Origin of the sequence: Micromonospora sp. NBC_01412, assembly GCF_045040215.1 — a bacterium.
GTDB lineage: Bacteria > Actinomycetota > Actinomycetes > Mycobacteriales > Micromonosporaceae > Micromonospora > Micromonospora rubida.
In genome coordinates this window covers 658,094-680,483 of the sequence record NZ_CP109528.1, presented here as the reverse complement: position 1 = coordinate 680,483, position 22,390 = coordinate 658,094, and the positions used below count along the sequence as shown (strand labels likewise).

Sequence of the window (22,390 nt, the reverse complement as noted above, 5' to 3'; positions counted from 1 at the left end):
GACCGCTCTTTCGGTCTGTCACGTCGACGGGCTCATGCTCATTCCCGGGCTCATGCTCGGGTGGCCGGGGTCATAGCTCTCCCCCGCACCGGTGAACGGCTTCGCGATCGCCGAGAACTGGACGCTCTTCCCGTCCGCAAAGGTCAGCGTGAACGTCAGCTCGTCACCGGCCTTCACCGGGCTGGCGACGTTCATCAGCATCAGGTGGTCACCCCCGGGCTGCAGCACGTGCTCGCTGTTCGCCTTGATCACGATCCCGCCGGCCTTGGGCTGCATGACCATCTTGCCGTCCTTCATGGTCATCTCGTGCAGTTCCATCGGTGACACCGACGTACTCGCACTCACCACGGTGACGTCGGCGCGGCTGCTGTTGACCAGCGTGCCGAACGCCGCTGTCATCCCCTTGTCGGCAGCCTTCACCCACGGGTCACGCACCGTGACCACCTCTGCCGCAGTGGTGGCGGCCGGGCTCAGATCGGCACCCGGAGCCGGATCCGATGATCCGCACCCGGCTACGCCGAACACCATCGCGGTAGCGGCGGCCACAAAGCTCATCAACGCCACCGGACGCCGTCGCGGTCCCAGTGTGGCGGCTGTACGCATGCAGATTCCTCCGAAGCTGGTGCAGTGCTGCTGTCCTGGAGTTGGTCGACGCTCAGCCGCGGAAAGTTCCTACACTCCGTAGTAATCCTTGACACCCCAGCGGCCGAATCGGCGTGCAAGGTGCTCGACTCAGGCTGGTCAGGCGGCCCAGCGATCACGGGCCGAGGTGTGCCCATCGGCAGAGCGCACCAGGCGTAACCTCGGCGGGGTCGGCTCATGGTGTGCTCCCAGGCGCCAGGGCATGTGGTCGGAGCCGCCGCTCGCCGCCGGGCCGCCGGGGCGTAATCGGGGATGAGACAGCGTGAGGACAATCAGGTATCCCCGAGCAGAAACGCGTGGCTGAGGATTCGGGCCGGTTCGACCCGTCCGGCGACGAGATCGTTGACCGAGAGCAGCAGCGTGCCGACAAAGGCGGTAAGGGTGGGCAACAAACCCGGCGGGTGCGCTCCGGCGTACCGCAACGAACAGGAAACCGGCGCCGACCGCGACGTTCCAGGCGGCGGACTCGTGCCACAGGTGGCCGGAATCCAGCACGGCCATGCCCGGGTGACCGTGCCCACCGGCAGAGCCACGGCCGATCTGGGAAAGCCCCAGCACCACTGCACACAGCCGAGGAGCCCCAGCGCCGTGCGGAGCGTCACGACAAGCCGTTGGCGGGCACGCCTCGGACGAGGCGCACGGGACGCAGCGTCGATGACATCGCTCAGGTCTCTTGAGGGCTCGGCCAGCCGCAGCCGGGCGCGACGGGTCACCGCAGCGGCTTCCTCGAACCACCGGCGGCAGCCGGCGCACCCGACTCAGGTGGTCGTCGGCGGAGTTGCGTTCGGCATGGCTGCCCTCGTCGTCCAACTGCGCCGACAGGATTTCACGCCATTGCTCACACCGCATGTACGGGTAGTCGGCGGCATGCCGGTTCTGGTTCCCTCAGGCCGCATCGGATCTCCTGTCAGCGGCGTCCTCACCCGGCGCTAGTGCCTGCTCCGGGGCTGAAGCCATGACGGCCACCGTCGACTGCGGCGACGAGGTCCTCTCTGGCACGGGCGACTCGGGACCGGATCATCCCGACGGGGCAGCCGCAGACCTCAGCGGCCTCAGAATAGGGACGTACTGCCATGCGGTGGCGACCCAGTCCCCGCTGAAGATCGGCTGAGACGTCACGCCGGAGGCCAGCCGCACCGTAGGCATGCCAACCTGCTCCAGACACGCCGCGACCGACACCACCCGGTGGGCCAGAGTCGCAGCGTGGGGCCCGGCAGCAAGTCTGACCACGAACGGCGATGCCACGAACACCGCGTTCATCGTGTACTTGACGAGGCTGGCACTCTCCGGGTCGACGCCGATCCGAGCACAGACCTCACTCAAGTGCCCACGGATCTCCGAGGCGACAGCGTCGCTCAGTGCGGTGGTCATCAGACCGCCTGCAGCTCCGCGATCCGGCTGCCGAGAGCAGCGAGCGCCGGCTCCCGCTTGGCCTGCGGCTCGGCAAGCTCCCACAGTGCGTTCAGACGATCGTTGACGCGAGCCAATCGCATCCCGTCCGCCACCAGCCCCACCGCCTTCATTCCGTACTCGCCAGCGGTAGCGAGATCACCGGCCAGGATACTCGCGGTGGCGACCGAGATCGTGTCGAAGATGAAGGACCGACGATCTTGCGGGCGGCGTAGCCGCACCGCCTGGTGGGAGTGCTCAGCGGCGCTGTCTACGTAACGCACGTACTCCGGGTGGCGGGCCAGGGCGGAATCCCGCGTACGGCTATCCGTCGGCGGCCGGGGGCAATGCTGGGACAACGCCGTTGCGGAGTCGTTCTTCTCCACGATCAAGACCGAGCTACTGGACCGACGGGCCTGGCCCACCCGCGCTGCGGCCCGTGCGGCGACCTTCGACTGGATTGAGACATCTCACCAACATTGTCTGTCAAGCGGGGTTACCTGCGAGGTTGGTGAAGGCTCTGGTCGGGTCGTAGATGGTGCCGTGTTGCAGGCAGTGGTGCAGCTTGCCGAGCATGAGGTGGAACAGTCGGCGTAGTGCGGCGACGTGGCGGTCGCCGGCCTGCCGGCGGGCGCGGTAGCGGGCGTTCCAGTGCGGGTCGTGCCGTACTGCGGCCAGCGCCCACACGTAGCCGGTAGCGGCGATCCGGTCGTTCTTCGCGCGCCGGGCGTGCACGAAACTGCTCTTGCCAGACGCGCGGGTCACCGGCGCCGCGCCTGCGAAGGCCCGCAGTGCGCGGGCGTCGGCGAATCGGCTCCGGTCGTCGCCGATCTCGGCCAGCAGGCGGGCGCCCAGTTGCACGCCGAGGCCGGGCACACTCGTCATGATCTTCGCGTCGGAGTGCGCGGTGAACACGTCGTCGATGCGGTGTTCCAGCTGTTCCAGCGTCTGGCAGACCGCGTCGAGCTGCCGGACCAGGCCCTGCAGTTGCAGGCCCATCGCGTCCTCTACGGCTGCGGGCTGGCGCATCTGCTCGCTGCCAAGCAGGCTGTGTAGCTTGTCCGCCTCAGCGGTGATGCCACGCTGCCGGCCAGCCGTGCGCAGCATCGACGCCAGATCGTCTACGGTCAACGCCGCTGCGGCGGCAGGTGTCGACGCAGCGGCCAGGACGATCCGGGCGGTTGGCGAGTCCAGTCGATGCCGCCCACCGCGCTCGAACGCCTCAAGCGCGGCGGGGAAGAACATCCGTAGCACCGTCCGGATCCGGTTGGTGATCGTGACCTGGTCCCACGCTGCGTCCTGCTGCGCCCGGGTCAGCACACGCAGCGATTTCAGCAACTCGCTGTCCTGCGGCAACGGCCGGTGCGCCTCGACGTCGGTACGCAGGATGTTGGCCAGCACCATCGCGTCGAACGCGTCGGACTTGCCCCGCGAGGACCGGTATCGGTCCCGATAGCGTGACACCGCCAACGGGTTGATCGCGAACACCTGCCGGTCGGCGGACCGCAGCCCCGCGACCAGCAGGCCCTGACTGGTCTCGATCGCTACCGGCAGCTTGCCGCCTTCAGGGTCATGCTCGGCGAGCATGGCCAGGACCTGGCTCAGCCCTGCCGCGTTGTTGCTGATCCTGGCCGAAGACACGACGACGCCGTTGGTGTCGACCAACGCCACGTCGTGATGATCCTGCGCCCAATCGATCCCACACGCCACCGCTGTCATCGCGACTCCTCTCTGTCTGCATCCACAGCGAGGCGCGACGCCCTAATGGACAGTGCTTGCCGCACGACATCTCACGAGCCGTTCGCCTCGCCACCGGCGGCGCCCGCACTCGCGCAAGGCTCTCGGCCTGCGACCAATCAAGGCTCAGCCCGTCGGCGATCCACGGGCCGATCATCCTCGTCAACGACCGCGGCCGCTGCGCCCCACGCCGAAGCCAGGGTCCAGCCCTCAACGTTCTTACAGAGGTCAACAGCGGCCGCGATCTTCAACAAGGCGCCGATCTCGATTCCCAGGCTCGACGGCCAACGGCTGGTACGAGCGTCCTCTGTTGCCATTAAGGCTGGTACAACACCCGCCGCCGGCATTCCACCCTGGGCTACATGAGCCCAGCCGAATACGAAGCGACCGCCTATCCCCGCAGGTCAACCACCAGGGTAGCGTGAGAGAAACTCATCGACCCTGTCCGTCAAACCGGGTCAACCCCACAAGGTTCAGGTACGCCGCTACGTTCAGCCGTGCATGGGGGTGGCCGGGCGAATCTGCACGGAACGGGCGCACGGCCGCAGCACGGGGTCACCGTCGCTGGCCATCGCCTGTGCCACCCCGGCCACCGTGTCCGGGGGCGCCGTCCTTTGGCGCTGCCAGCGGACGCCAGCAACCGTCGATCCGATCACCGTGGCTGACTCAGGGCCATAGATGTTGGCCAGGGGCTATGCGCGTGCTGGACGAATCATGGCGGTAGGTTCGGTGGCGCGGAGCACGGTGATGGTGCTGTGAGTCTGGAAGCCGAAGCGTTGGTAGAGGCGCTGGCTGTCTGGTGTCGTTGCCTCAAGGCATGCTGGCTGGTGTTGCCCGTCAACGAGGTCGAGGCGGTGGCGTAGCAGGGCCGAGCCGATTCCTTTGCCGCGTGCAGCGGGCGCAGCGCCGATGTTGGAGAGGTACCAGTGCGGTTCGGTGGGACGGTAGCCGGTAAAGGCGTGCCGAGTTCGTAGCCAGCGAATCATGCCGGTGAGCCTGAGGGCGGCGAGGTAGCGGGGCGCCTGGGTGAGCATGCGCCACGACTCTCCCGTACTGGGTGAGGCTTCCCAGATCGCTACGCCCAGGAGCTGTCCGTCGTCGTCTCGGGCGGCGTCGATGCTGTTCCGGTGTAGGCCGACGGCGTGGATGGTGGCGGTGAACAGCTGTTCCAACTTCTTCTGACGGTTCGCAACGTGAGGGACGAACTCGGCCACGACGGCGTCGTCGGCGAACGCGGCGGCGAGGATTCTCGCCGCCGGGGCTACCTCGGCGCGGGGCAAGGGCGCGATACCGATCATGATCCTTCTGCTTGTCCGGCTGTGGCGGCGTGGGTGCGGCGGCGCCTGATCCGGCGGATCAGCACGACCGCTGCGGTAATGAGTGCGAGAAGGCCGACGATCGCGGCGATGACCCAGGACCAGCCGATGACGGCGGCGATCACCAGTGGATCGTACGGGTTGGTGCCTTCGTACTGCAGCGGAGTGAGCCGGTCGAGGCCCGGTTCTGATCCGTCGAACCGCAGTTCGCCCCAGGCTTGGCGGGCGTGCGGGTACGGGTCGTTGTCGACCCGGACGGTGCGGTCGAGGATGAGCGTGGGCCGTTGAGTGGTGTCGTACCGGGGCCAGGTGACGCCGGTGGCCTGTGGGGTGCCGGTGGCGGCGAAGGATGTCCACAGCTGCTGCACAGTGTCGGACAGGGTGGCGTTGGCCGGGTCGGTGCCGATGAAGTCGCGGGTCTTGTCGGTGTTCAGGACGCCGAACAGGTACGGCAGCTCGATGGCATGCGGTGATCCCATTCTTCCGTCGAGGTCGGTCGAGGTGACGGTGGCCAGGTACATGTGCACCGGCACGCCGCGGCGGTGCAGGGCTTCGGCCATGCGGATGGCCGGCATCCGGAAGCCGACGTCGCCGACCAGCGCCAGGCCGGTCTGGGCCTCGGTGAGGTCCGGTCGTTCGCGACGGTAGGCGTCGATCACCTCATCGGCGCGGTCACCGACCAGCGAGGTGAGCCAGGGCCGGGAGTAGCGCAGCGGGAGCCGGTCGATCTCGGGCAGGAAGTACAGCCAGTAGCGGGCCTCGTCGAGGGTGGTGCCGATGATGACCGGTGTGGTGGGGCCGTCCGGGGCGGCGAGGCGTTTCGCCGGTAGTTCGGGGATCAGCGTGCCGTCGACGACCGGGTGGAACGCGGTGTCGGAGAACTGGCTGTCGTAGACCTTCTCGGCCGCCTTCTGCAGCTCGTCGGCGCCCATCCCGAGCAGGTCCTTCGGGCTGGTGGCACCGGCTGACTCGGTGAAGCTGTCGGTGACCTTGGCGGACCAGTCGCGGGTGGCCACGGTGCCTGCGGTACCGCTTTGCAGGACGGCCCGGTCGAACAGCCCGTCAGCGGACGGGGTGCCGAGTAGGGCGGAGATGCTGATGGCACCGGCGGACTCACCGGCCACGGTGACGTTGGCGCTGTCGCCGCCGAACGCGGCGGCGTTGGCCCGTACCCAGCGCAGCGCGGCCATCTGGTCCAGCAGGCCGTTGTTCATGCTCTGGGCGTAGTCGTCGTCGAGGCTGCTGAGATCCAGCCAGCCGAACGGGCCGACCCGGTACTGCAAGGTGACCACGACGGTGTCACGGCGGGCCAGGCTGGTGCCGTCATACCACTCGTCGAGGGCGGAGCCGGACGTGAAGCCGCCGCCGTGGATGAACACGAGGACCGGTTTGCGGCCCTCGGTCGAGGGCGTCCAGACATTGACGGTGAGACAGTCCTCGGACATCGCGCTGCCCTCGGCCAGTTCGTGTTCGTCCGGTGTCTGCACACACGCTGCGCCCGGTTGGGAGGCGTCGCGCGGCTGCGTCCACTTCTGCGGCGCCGCGGGAGGCTTGAACCGTCGGTCGCCGAACGGCGGCGCCGCGTACGGGATGGCACGGAACACCGACAGGCCGTCCTGACTCAAGCCGCGCACCGGGCCGTCGGCGGTGACAACGATCGGACCGGTCTCCGGAGCCAGGCTGGGGGCCGCGTGCGCGGGCCCGGCGGTCGATGCGACCACTGTCAACGCCGCCAGCAGCGCACCCAGCGCCTTCCGGCCTGCTGTCCCTGTCCGGTGCGCTGACCAGGGATATCCCGTCATGCCCCCTCCACCCTTGCCGTGACGCCGTCGGTGACTTTGAAGGGTGAACCACCTGCTATTTTTGGTCAAGTCTGACTAACTATAGGGAGTGGTGATGACGGAGCCGAAACGCCGGGTCGGCCGGCCGAGCAAAGCCCCGCAGCGCATCGATGACGTGCTCGACGCCTTCACCCGCTGCGTGGCCCGCTACGGCCTGGACGGCACCACCCTGCAACGCATCGCCGACGAGGCGGGCATGGCCCGCGGACACATCCGCCACTACGCCGGAAACCGCGACCAGCTGCGCGAACTGTTCCGCCAGCGCATCATCAGCCGCTACGCCGACCGCGCCGCGCAACTGGCCGCCGAAGGCGATCCGGGCAGCCGTGCCGAACACCTCGTCGGATTCCTCTTCGGCAGTGAAGTGCACCTCGACGACAATGCCGCCATCGACGCGCTCCTGGCCGCAGCCCGCTTCGACGACGCCCTGCGCGAACAGATCCGAGTCGTCTACTCAGGCTTGGAAACACTGATCGCGCAAGCCTTGGCGGACGACTACCCCGGTCGGTCCGGAGCCATTTGCGAGAACGCCGCCTACCAGATCCTGGCACTAGCATACGGCCACTGGACACTCAGCGAAATAGGCTTTCCGGCGGAGAGAGTACGAAGCGCACACCGGCTCGCGCTCGCCGTTATTGCCGAGGTCGCGATCACACGCCCGACCGAATGATGTCGTACTACCGAGGCGACTGGCCAAAGGGCCATACGACTGCGGACGAGGTGGGTCGGAGCTGTTCACGGAACTGCGTGTTCTCGGTGGCGAGCACGTTCACGATGCGGGCAAGCATGCCGTTGTCGCTCTCCAGAGTTTTGATGCACTCGGTTGCTTCGGCCAGTCGGCGTTTAGTCGTGTCGAGTTCTTTTCGGAGCCTGCGCTCCCTGTCAGGGACTTGGCCTTGCGCACGGACTTGGGCGTAGAACAAGTCAGCCGAGCATCGACGCGGTAGTCCGGATCGGTGAAGAACATCGAGCCCGGTTCGATGCCGAGCGCCTGCTCACGCTCCTCCAAGCCGTCCAGTCGCACGACAGCGGCGAGGCGTGACGGAACAACGAGTTTCGCACCTGTCACCCTATGTACTTGCCGGTGCTTGCTCACGGAGGCCCTTCTACATGCAACGTACGGCTACGCAACACGTAGATCTAATAGGGAAGTGGCTGCAAGCCGTGATGCTGCACGCCGCCCACCTCCAGCCCGGCGCGCGGGTGTTGGAAATCGGTTCCGGCGGCTACAACGCCGCGCTGATCGCCGAGGTCGTCGGCCCGCACGGCGCAGTCGCCAGCATCGACATCAACCCCGGCGTCATAGCGCACGCTCGCGCCGTACTCGACACCGCCGGCTACCCGCAGGTCCAGGTAGAAACGGCCGACGCGATGGCCGGCTGGCCCGGCGCCGCGCCGTACGACGCGATCATCGTCACGGTGGAGGCCAGTGACCTTCCACCGGCCAGCTCGCCCCGACCGGTGTTCTCGTCGCGCCGCTCCGGATGCGCGGCATGACCCGCTGCCTCACCCTGGTGTGGCGGTGCGGTTGAGTTTGCCTCGTCGCCGGCCCTGGGTGCGCCAGCCGCCACCGTCGGGGATGTTGCCGAGTTTCTTGATGTCGACGTGGACCAGGTCGCCGGGGTTGGCGTGTTCGTAGCGGCGGATCGGACGGCCGGTGCCCCGGTCCAGGTGAGCCAGCCGGGCCACCCCGGCACGGCGCAGGATCGCGTGGCACGTCGACGCGGGGATGTCGAGCCGGCCGCCGATCCGGGCTGGCCCCCACCGATTCTTCACCCGTAGGTGCAGCACCTTGCGCTCCACTGGCGGGCGGGACCGGCGCGGGCGGCTGGACCGGTCGGTCATGCCCGCGACGCCTTCGGCTCGGTACCGGCCGGCCCACCGCTTCGCGGTGTTCACGCTGACCTGGAACCGTTCCGCGGCCCGCCGCAACGGCCAATGATCATCAACCACGCAGCGCGCCAGGCGCAGCCTGCCGCGCTCTGTCAGGGGTGCGTTAGCGTGGGGCACGAGGACCTCCCGGGTGATGCGGAACCTCCGACAAGCTCCACCTCACCCGGAGGTCCTTCCCATTTCAAGCTTCCAGCCCTGTCACCAACGTCCATGGACAGAACACCTAGTCCCGTCGGCGTGGCACCACGTCGAACGGCATGCCAACAATCCGATCGAGGCTGATCACAGCCAGCTCAAGCACCGGCTCAGACCGATGCGCGGACTCCGTTCCGACCGCACCGCCCAGACGATCGTCACCGGCCACGCCTTCGTGCAGAACCTCCGACGCGGACACTACGAACTCGCCACCGACGCCCCACCCGCGACCCGGGTGGCCGCCGCGTTCACCGAACTCGCCCAAGCGATCTGACCAGTGCCCGCTGACGCAGCTCGGCGTGCCCATCGATCCGCCAACGCAACAGCGCCACCACGAGCATCCCTTGATGCAAGCGGATGTCGAGGCGGTGACCCGGCTGCCAACCCAACGTGGCGAGCTGTCACGCTCCGACGAGCGGCTCGGTAGTGTCCCTGCCCGGAGGAACCGGCCAGGCGGTGGTGAACCGGCCGAGGTGCGGCGTGGCGAGCGCGGTCAGCGCGATGCCGGCGAGGCAGGTGATGCCGCCGACGAGCAGCGCCGTGCCCCCGGAGCTGGCAGCGGCGACGAGCCCAGCACGGAGTCCGCCGATCCGTGGCCCCGCAGCCCCCACCAGGAAGTCCAGCGAGGCGACCCGGCCCCGGTGTGACTCAGGCGTGGAGAACTGCACGATCGTGCCCCGGGACACGACCGACCAGGTGTCGGCGGCACCGGCCACGGCGAGCAGCACCAGCACCAGGGCGAGGTTGCCGGCGAGCCCGACCCCGGCCAGCGACGCCCCCCAAACGGCGCAGCATCCGAGCAGGACACGGCCCGACCGGCCGCTGTTGGTGATCAGCCCGGACAGCATGGAGGCGACCACGCCGCCGACGGCCATCGCCGAGGTGAGCAGGCCGAGCACTTCCGGGGAGCCGTGGAACTTCTCCTCGTTGACGACCGGGAAGAGGGCCACTGGCATCGCCAGCACAGTCGCGCACAGGTCGAGCAGGAAGGCGCCGCGCACGGGCGGAGTACGGAGTGCGAACCGGATTCCCTGCCAGGCGGCGGAGGCGCCGGCCCGACCGTCGCTGTCAGCGGCCCTGGTAGGCGGCAGGCTGCGGATGCCCACCAGGGCCGCGACGAAGGTGAGCGCGTCGACGACGAAGCACAGGGTGGTGCCCCACCCGGCGGTGAGGATCCCGGCGACGGCCGGGCCGAGCAGCATGGCCAGCTGGAAGGACAGATGGTTCAGCGCCAATCCCGCGGAGAGCTGCTCGGCGGGGAGTAGCCGCGGCAGGAACGCCTGCCTGGCGGGCGCGTTCAGCGCGGCGAGCGCGGAGCTGACGCCGACCAAGACCAACATCGCCCACACCCTGTCCCGGAGGCCGGCCGCGACGCCGGCCATGAGCAGGCTGGTCGCCAACTGGCCCAGGGTGGTGACCAGAGCCAGCCGCCGCCGGTCGACGTGGTCGGCGAACGCGGTGCCGAGCAGCGCGAACGCGATCAACGGTACGGCTGTGAACAGCCCGATCAGCCCAACCAGGAGGGGACTGCGGCTGCTTTCCCAGACGTAGAAGGTGACGGCGAAGGTGCCGAGTTGACTGCCGAACCCGGAGGCGGTGGTGCCCAGCCAGAGGCGCCGAAAGACCGGCTGCGTGCGGAGCGGGCGGATGTCGACTAGTGCCTCGTCTTTGAACGTTGATCGTGTAATCCGTTGGTTTTGAGGATGTGTCGGGCAGGCTGTCTCCCATCGTTCATGGTTCGGGAGGTGGTGGCGTGGGTAGGCGCCCGGAGGTGTTCGTCCGGCAGGTGTCGATGGTCGAGGGTCAACGGTTGCAGCGGATCACGACTCTGCTACTCCCCTCGGACGATCAAAAACACCCTCTCAGGGTCGGTCCTCAGGGTCGGCTGCGGGTGCGTCCCCTGATGCGGCTCGGGCCGATCGTCGGGCAGGCTGCGTGCATGACGCACGCAGTCGAACTCCGCGCCGTGCACCGGGTGTACGGCCGGGGCGACACCACCATTCGCGCTCTCGACGGGGTTGATCTGAGCTTTCCTACCGGTACCTGGACCGCCGTGATGGGCCCCTCGGGTTCGGGCAAGTCGACGCTGCTGCACTGCGCGGCGGGTTTGGATCGGGTCACGTCCGGCAGGGTGAGCCTGGCCGGGCAGGACATCACCAGGGCTAGTGATGACGAGTTGACCCGACTGCGGCGTAACAAAATAGGATTTGTGTTTCAGAGCTTCAACCTGATGGGCTCGTTGACGGCGGAGCAGAATGTGGCCCTGCCGCTGCGGATGGCCGGCCAACGGCCCGACCGCCGGAAGGTGCGGGAGATTTTGACCCGGGTCGGCCTCGGCGACCGGCTCAAACACCTGCCCAGGGAACTGTCCGGCGGGCAGCAGCAGCGGGTCGCCCTGGCCCGGGCCATGATCACCCGACCGGCGGTGCTGTTCGGCGACGAGCCGACCGGGGCGCTGGACACTGGGTCCACCCGCGTGGTGCTCGGCCTGCTCCGGGAGCTCGTCGAGGAGGGGCAGACCATCGTTGTGGTCACCCACGACCCGGCTGCGGCGGCCAGCGCCGACCAGGTGCTGTTCCTGTCCGACGGACGGATCGTCGACGGCCTGAACTCGCCCACCGTGCACCAGGTCGCCGCACGGCTCGCCCAGCTCGAGGTGACGGTCTGATGCTGCAGATGTCGTGGCAGACCTTCCGCGCCCGGTGGCAACTGTTCGCGGGCGCTTTCGTGGCCGTGGCCCTCGGCGTCGCCCTCGTACATTCGTCGTTGCTCCTGCTGATGGCTGCGGTGGACCCGGTGCTACCCGCCGGGCTGTCGGCCACCGAGGTCCAGCGGCTGCGCGCCGGCTACGACGGAACCAGCTCCCTGCTGGCGATGGTGCTGACGATCGCCGGATTCCTGGCAGTGTTCGTCGTCGGTTCCACCTTCGCGTTCACCGTCGCGCAGCGCCGGACCGAACTGGCCACGTTGCGGCTGAACGGTGGCAGCCGATGGCAACTGCGCCGGCTGCTGCTCGGCGAGGCACTGATCCTCGGCCTGCTCGGCTCGGCCGCTGGGATCGCGTGCACCGAACCGGTACTGCGTGGCCAACTCGCGGTGCTGCGGTCCTTCGAGTTCGTGCCGGACTCCTTCGACGCGCCCTGGCGGGGCTGGACGCCGGTGGTGTCCGTCGGAGTGGGGGTTGTGGTCGGACTGTGTGGGGTGTTCAGCGCGGCGCAACGGGCGGCCAGGGTCGAGCCCCTCGAAGCGCTCCGCGAGACCGGCGCCGCCCGCCGGGTGATGACCGCGTCCCGCTGGGTGGTCGGCGGACTGTTCCTCACCGGCACGGTCGCGATCGTCGCCAGCGCGCCGAGCGTGCCGGCCGACTACGCGGTACCGCTGTACCTGGGGCTGTGCATGACCCTGGCCGTGACACTCAACGCGTTCGCGCCGCTGGTGGTGCCGCTGGCCAGTCGGGTACTCGGCGTCATCGCCCGGGGCCCGCTCGGCGAACTGGCGATGGCCAACCTGCGGGCCGGGGTCCGCAGGACCTCGTCCATCGCGGCACCGGTGCTCGTGCTCGTCGCCATCGTCGGTGGACTCGCCGGCAGCGTTGACACGGTGTCCACCGCGATGCTCCGCGAGCGGACCGGGTCGTTGACCGGGGAACTACGGGTCCGTGCGGACCGGCCGGTCGGCGCCGAACTGGCCGCCCTGCCCGGGGTGCGGGCGGTATCCGCCGAGCCCGACGTCAACCTCGGCCCGGACAATCCCACCGCGATGGCCGTGGACCCGGCCGCCTACCAGGCCACCCACCGGGTCGAGGTCACCGCCGGGGACTTCGCCGCTGTGGTCGGCGACGGGGTGGCCGTGCGCGCCAACGCCACGCCCGGCCGGGTGTTCAGCCTCGGTGACGAGCTCATTGCCCCCGACGGCCGACGGTTGCGGGTAGTGGCGTTACTGACCCCGGCCCTCAACGACATCGGCATGTTCGTGCCCGCCGCCATGGGCACCGAACAGGCGGGCACCGGCTACTGGCTACGCACCGACCAGCCCGACCAGGTCGCCGCCGCGATCCGAGCCGCCGGACTCGGCGAGGTAACCAGCCGCGCGGACTGGCTGGAGGACTTCCGCCGCAGTCAGCGGCGCGACAGCAACGCCGTGCTGCTGGCGCTGCTCGGAGCCGGCACGCTCTACGCGGCCATCGCCGTCGTCAACGCCGTGATGATCGGGGCCGCCGACCGGCGGGCCGAGTTCGCCGCCGCCCGACTGACCGGACTCACCCGCCGCCAGGTGGTGCGCACCGCCCTCCTGGAGAGCCTGGCGGTGGTCGGGATCGGCCTGACACTCGGCGGACTCGCCGCCGCAGGCACCATCTACGGCGTCAGCCGCTCACTGGCCGACCTCACCGGCCACTGGCACGCCGAGGTGCCCTGGACCCTGATCAGCTCCCTGACCCTGGCCGCGGTACTGCTGGTCACCACCGCCAGCACCCTGTCCACCCTCACCGCGACCCGCATCCCAGCGATCCGCCTGGCCGGCGCCGGGGACTGACCCCGAACACGGCGAGACGGCTGCTGGACAACTGGGCCCGTTACCATCGAAGCGCTCGTCGAAGCCGATCAGGTTCAGGCTGACGGTGCCGGTCAGGTGTACGCGCTGGCCGTGGACCGCGAGGTCGTGGGCGGCGCCGGCGAGCAGGCCCAGGCCGACGGAGTCGCAGAACGTCATCACGTTCGAGGCCCCACGCTTGTAGCCGGCGTCGACCCAGTTCTTGGTCAGGGTGGGGTAGGCGGTGGTCGCCTGGTCGAGTAGGTCCATGCCGATGGTGTTGTCGCTGGCGCTGGCGGCGGTGACGATGACGGCGAGGAGCAGGCCGAGGGTGTCGGTGATGATGCCACGTTTGCGGCCTACGATCTTCTTCCCGGCGTCGGTGCCCTGTGTGGACAGTGGGACGTTGGTGGAGGTTTTCACGCTTTGGCTGTCCATGATGGATGCGGTTGGTTGGGTCTTGCGGCCGTGGTGGTCGCGCACGAGGCCGGTGAGGTCGTAGTTCAGTTCGGTGAAGATGCCTTCCTTGCTCCAGGCGGCGAAGTAGCCGTAGACCGTCGGGTGGGGTGGGAAGTCGTGGGGCAGGTAGCGCCAGGCGATGCCGGTGCGGTTGACGTACAGGATGGCGTTGAGGATCTCGCGTAGGTCGTGGGTGGGGGCGCGGCCGCTGACGCCGGCGTCGGTGCGGGCCTGTCGCCAGGCGGTCAGGCGGGGTGCGATCAGGGCCCACCGGGCGTCGGACAGGTCGGACGGATAGGCGCGTCGTTCGGTCATGGAGCAGGCGTACGGCGTGCGGGTGCCGCCTCGACGGACGTCATGTGCGTCGATGTCGGGTGAAAGTGAACCAGACACGATCGCGGGGTGAAATGCTCTGATTCCGGTCAGGGTTGAGTCGGGCGCAATGTGTTCCTTCCGGGTCAGGTCGGATATCTTGCGCTACCGAGGTCGAGACGTGAATCGGCCTCTGACTACTATGCCGCCTGGCGGGACGAACGCATCTTTGCCCAGCTCAACATCGACCTCACCGGCCTGGCCCGGGTGAAGGCCGGCCGCGCAGCGCAGCCCAGCGCCGCAGTCATCGATACACAGAGCGTGAAAACGTCCACGAACCCGCCGACCGCCACACAGGGAACCGATGCGGCCAAGAAGATCGTCGGACGTAAACGCAGCGTGGTCACGGACACCTTGGGACTGTTGCTGGCCGTCATCGTCATGGCCGCCTCCGCAACCGAGAACTGTCCCGCACCGGGTTTGATGGAGACATCGAAACCTGGGAGGAACACCAGCGATGCCCGCACCGAAGAAGTACCCCGATGAGCTGCGCGAGCGAGCGACCCGGTTGGCGGTCGAGGCCCGCCGGGACCCGGCGTCCGCGGTCGGAGCGATCCGCCGGATCGCCGGGCAGCTCGGCATCCACCCGGAGGCGTTGCGGACCTGGGTGAAGAAGGCCGAGACCGACGCCGGTGAGCGGCCGGGCACCACCAGCAGCGACGCGGAACGCCTCGCCGCCCTCGAACGGGAAGTGCGTGAGCTGCGCCGGGCGAACCAGATCCTGAAGTCCGCAGCGAGTTTCTTCGCGGCGGAGCTGGACCGTCCGTCGCGATGAAGGTCGACTTCGTCGACTCCCAGAAGGCCGAACACGGTGTCCAGCCGGTCCTGCAGGCGCTCGAAGACACGCCGGCACAGATCGCACCGTCGACCTACTACGCCGCCAAGACCCGCCCGGCCTCGGCCCGGTCGCGGCGCGATGAGGAGCTGACCGCAGTGATCGAGCGGATCCACGCGGAGAATTACGGCGTCTATGGCGCCCGCAAGGTCTGGCACGAGTTGCGCCGACGCGGCGTGCGAGTGGCCCGCTGCACCGTCGAGCGGCTGATGCGCGCCTCCGGACTGCGCGGACTGCTACGCGACAAGTCACCGCGCACGACCCGGCCAGCGGCCGAGACCGGCCGCCCGGGTGACCTGGTCAAACGTGACTTCACCGCGGTCCGCCCGAACCAGCTGTGGGTCGCGGACCTGACCTACGTGCGCACCAGCGTGGGCTGGGTGTACGCCGCGTTCGTCCTCGACGTGCACTCTCGCATGATCGTCGGCTGGCAGGTCGCCACCAGCCTCTACACGGATCTGGCTCTCGACGCGCTGAAGATGGCGATCTGGCGCCGCGAGAACCAAGGCGCTGACCTGCGCAAACTGATACACCATTCCGACCGGGGAGTCCAATACCGAACGATTCGCTACACCCAGCGGTTGGCCGAGGCCGGCGCCGTCGCCTCGGTCGGCTCCAAGGGCGACTCCTACGACAACGCCATGGCCGAGGCGTTCAACTCCCTCTACAAGGCCGAACTCGTCCGCAACACCGGCCCCTGGCGTGGACTCGACGACCTGGAGATGGCCACCGTCGAGTACATCGACTGGTACAACAACCGGCGCCTACACGGCGAGCTCGGCCACGTCCCACCAGCTGAGTACGAAGCACTACACACGATGACCCAGCCGGTCACCGCACCCCTGGAAACCAGATAACCCAATCTCCATCAAACCCGGGGCTTGACACCCCGATCTCCCCACGTACGCCTCGACTCTCATGCCGAGGGCGCCGGGACTGCCGCCCCCGGGACCGGACGGCTACCTGAGCGCTGCCGTCCTCTTCGATCGGGCGCAGTTGGAGTTTCTCACCAGGGGACGGATCTCCGAACTGTTCGGTCCATCCTTCGCCGCCCAGGACGACTACCCCAGGCAGACCAGACTGCCCGCGCCCCCGTTGCTCTTGGTCGACCGGGTCAACCGCATCGACGCCATGCCCGGCTCAATGGGAGTCGGAACGATCCAGACCGAAACCGATGTCACTGCCGAGCGGTGGTACGTCGATGTGACCGGCCGCATGCCGTCCTGCCTGGCCATCGAAGCGGGGCAGGCGGACATGCTCCTGATCAGCTGGCTCGGCATCGACCTCCACCACCAGGGCATGCGCCGCCATCGGCTGTTGGGCTGCGAGGTCACGTTTCACACCAGTCCGCCGCAGGTGGGCGAGCGCCTGCGCTACGAGATCGCGATCGAGGAACACTTCACGCTGGGTGAGGTGATGCTGTTCTCATTCCGCTACGACTGTTACGTCGGCGATGAGTTGCGGGTGAGCGTCCGCAACGGCAGGGCGGGCTACTTCACCGATCACGAGTTGGCCGATGGGAATGGCCTGATCTGGGAGCCGGGGCCCGCTCCCGAGCTGCGGCCGAGGGTTGACCCGCCGGTGCGTGTGGGTGGCCGGCGGTCCTTCGACAAGGCGGCGGTCCGGGCGTTCGCCGAGGGCAGGCCAGTCGAGTGCTTCGGTGCGGGCTGGGAACGCACCCGCACCCATGTCCGTTCCCCCCGCATGGGCCCGTTGCGGGTGTGGCTGCCTGATTCGGTGCCCGAGTTCGATCCGGCAGGCGGTGCGTGGGGGAGCGGATATCTCCGCGCGGAACAGGTCATCACCGCTGATCTGTGGTTCTTCGAGGGGCACTTCCCCGGTGATCCGTGCATGCCGGGCACGCTGATGGCCGAGGGCTGCATGCAGACGATGGCGTTCTACCTCGCCGCGCTGGGATACACCGTGGACCGGGACGGCTGGCGGTTCGAGCCTGTCCCGGGGCGGGACTACCGAATGCGCTGCCGCGCGCAGGTGACCCCGACGACGAGGAATCTAACCTACGAGCTGTTCGTCCGCGAGGTGCATGAGGGCCCCCGGTCGATGGTCGTCGCCGACGTGCTCTGCAGCGCGGATGGCCTCAAGGCGTTTCACGTCGAAGGGCTGGCGGTGTGGCTGGTTCCGGACTGGCCCCTGGACCAGCGACAGCTGCTCGGACAGCTGCCGCCACGACCCATGAGTAGGTCATCCGGTCCCGTCGCGGCCGGATCGGATCCGCGTGCGTTGGTCGTTGACGGACGCCGGCTCGACGCCCAGGCGATGCTGGCCTACGCGTTGGGTAAACCGAGTGCCGCACTGGGGCCCGAGCACGCTCGTTTCGACGGCCCCGCACGGCTGCCTCGGCTACCCAGTCCGCCCTACCAGTTCCTCACCAGGGTCGTCGAGGTGAGCGGGCCGGGCGGCCGGTTCAAGCCAGGAATCTCGCTGACGGCCGAGTACGACGTGGTAGAAGACGGCTGGTACTTCGGGGTGAGCACGACGCCGGCCATGCCGCTCGCCGTGCTGACCGAGGTGTTGTTGCAGCCGTGTGGCCTGCTCCCGCAGTATGTGGGCAGCGCGCTGACCAGTGACACCGAGTTGGCGTTCCGGAACCTGGACGGCCGGGTGGCCGTGCTTGGCGTGGTCGGTCCGGACAGTGGTCGAGTCCGCACCGAAGCGACGTTGAAGACGATCGCGTCCACGAGGGACATCATCCTTCTGGAGTTCGACGTTCGCTGCGTCGTAGGTGGGCGCCCCGTGGCCAGCCTGTGGACCCGGTTCGGGTACTTCTCCCCAGAGACTCTCGCCACACAGGCCGGGCTGACCCCACCCCGGTGGCCGCGCAGCCAGCTGAGCCGCGTGCCGGGCATCGCCGGCCGACCTGGCGCCTATCGCAGCGACCTTCTGATCTTCACCGACGCGAGGCTGGCGCAGGTCGACCGCGTCGTCGAGTTGGAGACGGCTGGCGGCCCGGCCGGGCTCGGACGGATCGTCGGGGAGAAGGACATCGACCCGTCGGAGTGGTACTTCAAGGCCCACTTCTTCCAGGACCCGGTCCAACCGGGCTCGCTTGGACTGGAGGCGGTCGCTGGGCTGCTGCGGTTGTTCTGCGTGGAGTCGGGCCTCACCGTACGGTCCGCAGATCCGGTCTTCGACATGCTGTCGGCCGACCGAAAGGTCACCTGGACCTTCCGCGGACAGGTGCTGCCGGAAACCCGGCTGATGCGGACCGAGGTGCATGTCACCTCGGTGACCGTGGTGCCGTCGGCCGTGCTCGTCGTCGGCGAGGCCTGGGTCTGGGCTGATGACGTGTGCGCTTATCACATTCGCGACCTGGGAATCCGGGTTCGCTCCCATAGCCGAGGAGAATGACCGATGAAGTCCAGAGCACGCCGTGCCGCCGAGCTGACGCTGTCGACGATCCGGCTTCGTCAGGAACGCCGGGTGCTGTTCGCCGAGGTCGTCAATCCGCCGTTCAACTACATGGTGGGCACCATGGTCACGGAGCTTCGCGAGCTGGTCCGCGCCGTGGCAGGCGACCCATCGGTGGGGGCGGTGGTGGTGTCGGGCGGAGTGCCGGGCCGCTACATTACCCACTTCGACATCGGTGAGCTGAGCCGTGTCGCGGAGCCGGTGCCGCTCCTGCCGCCGAGGGCTGCCAGAACCCTCTTCCGGACCGTTCGCGCGGCGGCGAAGCTGTTCGGGGAACACGCACTGGCCAGAACGCCCGCGGCAGGAGTGCTGGCCGTCACCCGGTTCTACGACGTCGTACGGGGGCTGCTCGACTCACCCGCCACGTGGCTCGGCATGATCGACGGACCCTGCGGAGGCGGCGGTCTGGAGTTGTCGGTGTGTTTCGACATTCGCGTCGCGGGCAGCGAGAACGCCGCCTTTCAGCTGCCCGAGCTGTCCATCGGCCTGGCCACCACGGTGGGCGGCCAGCGACTCACCCAGCTTGTCGGTCCTGCGAGGGCGATGGAGATGTTGCTGGAGGCGCGGTCGTACACCGCCGATGAGGTGCTGCGAAACGGGTTGGTCAACCGTGTCGTGCCGGGGCACAGCCTCGCTGAGGAGATCGCCGCAATGGCACACAGGTACGCGGCCCGCCCTCGGTCGGTGGTAGCGGCGCAGAAGCGGATCGTGAACCACGCCTTCGAGATGTCCGTCCGGGAGAGTCTCACTGCGGAAGGGCTCGCACAGGTCGTTGGAGTGCCGGCGGCCGTCACCAGGGTGGCCCTGCGCAGATGGCTCGTCATGCAGGACGGCACCGGGGAGTCGGTGTTCCTCACCAAACCCGAGCCCTGGATCCAGGGCACCGCGGTCGAGATGAATCCCGCCGATGCCGGTCCGGGCGCGGACTCGCCGTACAGAGGCTGATTGTCACGGTTGAGGTTGCTCCCGTCGGGCGGGGCCGGTCGACGTCGCGCCGCGCGCTGGGCATGGTGGTTGAAGGGTTGACCGGATCCGCCCTGGGTGCTCACGCGTGGCGTGGTACGTCGGCCTCGTTAAGTTGGGTCAGCGAGGACACGTCGAAGGTCTCGCTCTGCGCCAGGCGCATCGCCTGTAGGTCGACCATTTCCTCGAACACCTTGCGCGCGGCGCGTCCGTTGCCGAACGACGCGTCCTTCGGCATCTGGCTGAACAGGCCGGCCAACGCGTAGCGTGCTCCTTCGGCCAGGGTGTACCGGTGATTCGCGCACATCGAGTCGACGATGGTTACCAGCTCGGCGGGGGAGTAGTTCTCGAACTCGACGGTCCGGTTGAACCGTGACGCCAGACCGGGGTTGGTGTCTAGGAATCGGGACATGTCGGCGGAGTAGCCCGCGACGATCACGACGATGTCGTCGCGGTGGTCTTCCATCAATTTCACCAGGGTATCGATGGCTTCCTTGCCGAAGTCGGGCCCGGAACCCCCGGACTGGGCAGAGAGGGTGTACGCCTCGTCGACGAACAGGACCCCGCCCCGCGCCTTCTCGACTGCCTTGGTGGTCTTGATCGCGGTGCCGCCGATGATGTCGGCGACCAGGTCAGCCCGCGCGACCTCGACGAGGTGCCCCTGTCGGAGGGCACCGAGTTCGGCGAGGATCGCTCCGTAGAGCCGGGCGACGGTGGTCTTGCCGGTTCCGGGCGGGCCCGCGAAGACCAGGTGCCGGCTCATCGGGGGAGCGGGCAGGCCCAGCTCCGCGCGGTGCCGGGCGATCCGGTTGAGGTTGACCAGCGTGGTCACCTCGCGCTTGACCCGGGCCAGTCCCACCAGGTTCATCAACTGCCCCAGCGGGCCGGTCGCCTCCGCCACCGGTTCGTGGCCAGGACCGCCGTCGGCGCCGTCGGACTTACCGGCGGTGGCGACGGAGGCCTGGGCCTGGGCGTGCTGCGGCGCGGCCGTCGGCTCGGCACCGGTGACGTTGTGCAGGATCAGACTGTCGGAGACGACATGGCGGGCCAGCCCGTTGCCGGCGTTGCCGCTGAGGTCACAGTTGCGCAGGGAGACCGGGGCCTCGGTGTGCAGGGCCACGCCGTCGCCCTGGTTGCCCTCGACCCGGCAGTGGGTCGCATCAGCCTTCCCCTCGGCCTGGACCACGATTCCCGATCGGCTGCTGCTGGTGATTCGCGTGCGGGTCAGTGACAGCACGGCGCCCGCGCCGACAACGACACCGTCCGCGCGGGACTCGCTGATCGTCGCGTCGCGGACCACCGTCGAGCCCCCGTTCACCAGCAGGGCAGGGCCTCCGGTGGCGGTTACGGTGACCTGATCCAGGTGGGGCTCGGTGTCCGGACCGGTCACGATGCCCGGCCCGGTGGCGCGGACGATCTCGACCCGCTCGAACCGGCCGTGGGCGCCCTGATCCAGCGAGACACCACTGCCGGCCACGTCAGCAACGGACATGTCCCGGACGACGACGTTGGCCCGCCCGTTCGCCACCAGGCCGTCGCCGCCACCGTCGCGTACGACCAACCCTTCGAACTCCGCGGTGGAGTCCTGAGTCACGGTGACGCCAGCGCCGCGGCACCCCTCGACGGTCAGCGTGGCGAACTGCGCGGCGGCGGCCCCGGTGACCAGGACGCCGTCGCGGCCGGCGCGGGCCACCGAGCAGCGGGTGAACACACCCCGGGCACGGTCCTCGACCAGCAGGCCTGGCCCCTGGGTTCTGGTGATGGTCAGGTCGCGTACCACCGGGTCGCTGCCGCCGAGCAGGTGCAGGCCCGCCCCCGCGATGTCGGCCACGGAGCAGGAATCCACGGAGATCGAGCCCATGCTGGAGATCAGTACGCCGCTGTGGGCCGACTTGGTCAGTGCGGTTCCGGTCAGGTGCCCGCTGCTCATCTCCTCCATGGCGATCGCGGGTTTGCCCGCGTCGGAGACATTGCACCCGTCGATGCGGACCCGTCCGGACCCGGTGGCGAAGACCCCGTTGGCCTTCGTTCGCCGTCCGGTGCAGCGCAACAGCGTCACGTCTGCGCGGTCGGCCACGACGAAACCCGAGGCGCCGGTATCGGCCACCGTGCACTCCTCGACCAGGCCGACGGCGCTCTCCTTCCAGACCACCCCGGCCCCACCGGGGTTGGCCACCCGGCAGGAGCGCATGTGCAGTTCACCGTTTCCTCGCGCCAGGACGGCACTCCACCCGGCCGCTGTGACCGTGCAGTCTTCCATCGTCAACTGACCGGCGTGAACATCGACGGCGGGAATGTCGGGGTCTTGGCTGACCACCACGAGGCCGATCAGCCGGACCCCGCGGGCGTTTGCCGAAACCGCCGGCCCTTGGGTGACGACCACCTCGACCGTCCCCGGCCCCTCCTCAGCCGACACACTCACCGGGCGGTCGAGCCAGAGGGGAGTCTCGTAGCGGCCGGGTCGAACACTGATCGTTCCCCCCGGCACCGCAGCGGCCATCGCGTCCGCGATCGATCGGTAGCGGCTCGTGCCGGACGGCGACACGATGAGAGTCTGCCGGGTCATCGCCTTGTCCCCTGTTCGCCTGCGAGTCGAGTGCGACGGTGATTGTGGCGAGCCGTCGGAGCGCCCGCGCGGCCCGTCGTTCTCCGTTTCGCGCCCGGCGGCCCCGCCGGGCTCACCGACGCGGGAGCCGTCCGGACTCTACGCGGGCGCGAGACCGCTTGGAGGAGCGGTCGCGAGAGTGTTCGGTCGACTTCTCGGTTGACCGGAGCGATCCGGCAGAGGT

General features: G+C 68.7%; 16 protein-coding genes and 8 pseudogenes. 11 read left to right on the top strand and 13 right to left on the bottom strand.

Going from position 1 to position 22,390, the window contains the following annotated elements; all coding sequences use genetic code 11:
• Positions 1–18: 18 nt before the first annotated feature.
• From OG617_RS02855 to OG617_RS02835, 5 genes and pseudogenes are all read right to left on the bottom strand, one after another.
• The gene (locus OG617_RS02855; RefSeq protein ID WP_405098407.1) at positions 19–603 is read right to left on the bottom strand and encodes a copper chaperone PCu(A)C; all 585 of its coding nucleotides are present in this window, start codon (positions 601–603) and stop codon (positions 19–21) included.
• Between the two features lie 138 nt (positions 604–741).
• Positions 742–1,491: pseudogene (locus OG617_RS02850) on the bottom strand (zf-HC2 domain-containing protein).
• A 70-nt stretch (positions 1,492–1,561) separates the two neighbouring features.
• Positions 1,562–1,702 (bottom strand): annotated as a pseudogene (locus OG617_RS02845) (sigma factor-like helix-turn-helix DNA-binding protein); the annotation flags it as partial.
• On the bottom strand, positions 1,660–2,013 hold the full coding sequence (locus OG617_RS02840) for a hypothetical protein (protein ID WP_405104133.1): 354 nt from the start codon (positions 2,011–2,013) through the stop codon (positions 1,660–1,662). The pseudogene OG617_RS02845 and the gene OG617_RS02840, both read right to left, overlap by 43 nt.
• Positions 2,013–2,417, bottom strand: coding sequence for a hypothetical protein (locus tag OG617_RS02835; RefSeq protein ID WP_405098405.1), 405 nt, complete (start codon positions 2,415–2,417; stop codon positions 2,013–2,015). The genes OG617_RS02840 and OG617_RS02835 overlap by 1 nt, the downstream gene beginning before the upstream one ends.
• On the opposite strand from OG617_RS02835, the pseudogene OG617_RS02830 reads away from it, so the two are divergent.
• Positions 2,365–2,499 (top strand): annotated as a pseudogene (locus OG617_RS02830) (integrase core domain-containing protein); the annotation flags it as partial. The gene OG617_RS02835 and the pseudogene OG617_RS02830 sit on opposite strands and share 53 nt — an antisense overlap.
• Before the next feature lie 18 nt (positions 2,500–2,517).
• Here OG617_RS02830 and OG617_RS02825 read toward each other — a convergent pair.
• The gene (locus tag OG617_RS02825; RefSeq protein WP_405098403.1) at positions 2,518–3,750 is read right to left on the bottom strand and encodes an IS110 family transposase; all 1,233 of its coding nucleotides are present in this window, start codon (positions 3,748–3,750) and stop codon (positions 2,518–2,520) included.
• A 344-nt stretch (positions 3,751–4,094) separates the two neighbouring features.
• Here OG617_RS02825 and OG617_RS02820 point away from each other — a divergent pair.
• Positions 4,095–4,193 (top strand): annotated as a pseudogene (locus OG617_RS02820) (hypothetical protein); the annotation flags it as partial.
• 267 nt (positions 4,194–4,460) lie between these two features.
• Here OG617_RS02820 and OG617_RS02815 read toward each other — a convergent pair.
• Positions 4,461–5,066, bottom strand: a complete 606-nt coding sequence (locus tag OG617_RS02815) for a GNAT family N-acetyltransferase (protein WP_405098401.1) — start codon at positions 5,064–5,066, stop codon at positions 4,461–4,463.
• Positions 5,063–6,955 carry a carboxylesterase/lipase family protein gene (locus OG617_RS02810; RefSeq protein WP_405098399.1) on the bottom strand — a complete coding sequence of 631 codons (1,893 nt, stop codon included), beginning with the start codon at positions 6,953–6,955 and terminating at the stop codon, positions 5,063–5,065. The genes OG617_RS02815 and OG617_RS02810 overlap by 4 nt, the downstream gene beginning before the upstream one ends.
• A 25-nt stretch (positions 6,956–6,980) precedes the next feature.
• On the opposite strand from OG617_RS02810, the gene OG617_RS02805 reads away from it, so the two are divergent.
• The gene (locus tag OG617_RS02805) at positions 6,981–7,595 is read left to right on the top strand and encodes a TetR/AcrR family transcriptional regulator (protein ID WP_405098397.1); all 615 of its coding nucleotides are present in this window, start codon (positions 6,981–6,983) and stop codon (positions 7,593–7,595) included.
• Positions 7,596–7,694: 99 nt separating this feature from the next.
• Here OG617_RS02805 and OG617_RS02800 read toward each other — a convergent pair whose 3' ends face one another.
• A complete protein-coding gene (locus OG617_RS02800; RefSeq protein WP_405098395.1) occupies positions 7,695–8,021 on the bottom strand; it encodes a hypothetical protein in 327 nt (108 codons plus the stop codon).
• A 71-nt stretch (positions 8,022–8,092) separates the two neighbouring features.
• Between OG617_RS02800 and OG617_RS02795 the strand changes: the two genes are divergently transcribed.
• Positions 8,093–8,422 (top strand): methyltransferase domain-containing protein, encoded by a 330-nt coding sequence (locus OG617_RS02795; protein ID WP_405104082.1) that lies wholly within the window; start codon positions 8,093–8,095, stop codon positions 8,420–8,422.
• 21 nt (positions 8,423–8,443) lie between these two features.
• Here OG617_RS02795 and OG617_RS02790 read toward each other — a convergent pair.
• Positions 8,444–8,935: pseudogene (locus OG617_RS02790) on the bottom strand (leucine zipper domain-containing protein); the annotation flags it as partial.
• A 100-nt stretch (positions 8,936–9,035) separates the two neighbouring features.
• On the opposite strand from OG617_RS02790, the pseudogene OG617_RS02785 reads away from it, so the two are divergent.
• Positions 9,036–9,287 (top strand): annotated as a pseudogene (locus OG617_RS02785) (DDE-type integrase/transposase/recombinase); the annotation flags it as partial.
• A gap of 127 nt (positions 9,288–9,414) precedes the next feature.
• Here OG617_RS02785 and OG617_RS02780 read toward each other — a convergent pair.
• A complete protein-coding gene (locus tag OG617_RS02780; RefSeq protein ID WP_405104081.1) occupies positions 9,415–10,662 on the bottom strand; it encodes an MFS transporter in 1,248 nt (415 codons plus the stop codon).
• Between the two features lie 290 nt (positions 10,663–10,952).
• Here OG617_RS02780 and OG617_RS02775 point away from each other — a divergent pair, with 290 nt between their 5' ends.
• The gene (locus tag OG617_RS02775; protein ID WP_405098394.1) at positions 10,953–11,681 is read left to right on the top strand and encodes an ABC transporter ATP-binding protein; all 729 of its coding nucleotides are present in this window, start codon (positions 10,953–10,955) and stop codon (positions 11,679–11,681) included.
• Entirely contained in the window at positions 11,681–13,546 is a 1,866-nt protein-coding gene (locus OG617_RS02770; RefSeq protein ID WP_405098392.1) for an FtsX-like permease family protein, read from the top strand. The genes OG617_RS02775 and OG617_RS02770 overlap by 1 nt, the downstream gene beginning before the upstream one ends.
• 195 nt (positions 13,547–13,741) lie before the next feature.
• Here the strand turns inward: OG617_RS02770 and OG617_RS02765 are convergent.
• Positions 13,742–14,317: pseudogene (locus OG617_RS02765) on the bottom strand (IS5 family transposase); the annotation flags it as partial.
• A 195-nt stretch (positions 14,318–14,512) separates the two neighbouring features.
• Between OG617_RS02765 and OG617_RS02760 the strand changes: the two are divergent.
• From OG617_RS02760 to OG617_RS02745, 4 genes and pseudogenes are all read left to right on the top strand, one after another.
• Positions 14,513–14,812: pseudogene (locus OG617_RS02760) on the top strand (transposase); the annotation flags it as partial.
• Between the two features lie 19 nt (positions 14,813–14,831).
• Positions 14,832–16,066, top strand: a protein-coding gene (locus OG617_RS02755) for an IS3 family transposase (RefSeq protein WP_405098391.1) whose coding sequence is annotated in 2 segments (ribosomal slippage) — positions 14,832–15,111 and positions 15,111–16,066 — 1,236 coding nt in all. Because the reading frame shifts where the segments join, the coding sequence is not laid out codon by codon here.
• 139 nt (positions 16,067–16,205) lie between these two features.
• The gene (locus OG617_RS02750) at positions 16,206–18,578 is read left to right on the top strand and encodes a hypothetical protein (RefSeq protein ID WP_405098389.1); all 2,373 of its coding nucleotides are present in this window, start codon (positions 16,206–16,208) and stop codon (positions 18,576–18,578) included.
• Positions 18,579–18,581: 3 nt separating this feature from the next.
• On the top strand, positions 18,582–19,583 hold the full coding sequence (locus OG617_RS02745; protein WP_405098387.1) for an enoyl-CoA hydratase/isomerase family protein: 1,002 nt from the start codon (positions 18,582–18,584) through the stop codon (positions 19,581–19,583).
• A 100-nt stretch (positions 19,584–19,683) separates the two neighbouring features.
• On the opposite strand, the gene OG617_RS02740 is transcribed toward OG617_RS02745, so the two are convergent.
• Positions 19,684–22,167 carry a right-handed parallel beta-helix repeat-containing protein gene (locus OG617_RS02740; protein WP_405098385.1) on the bottom strand — a complete coding sequence of 828 codons (2,484 nt, stop codon included), beginning with the start codon at positions 22,165–22,167 and terminating at the stop codon, positions 19,684–19,686.
• Between the last annotated feature and the right edge of the window lie 223 nt (positions 22,168–22,390).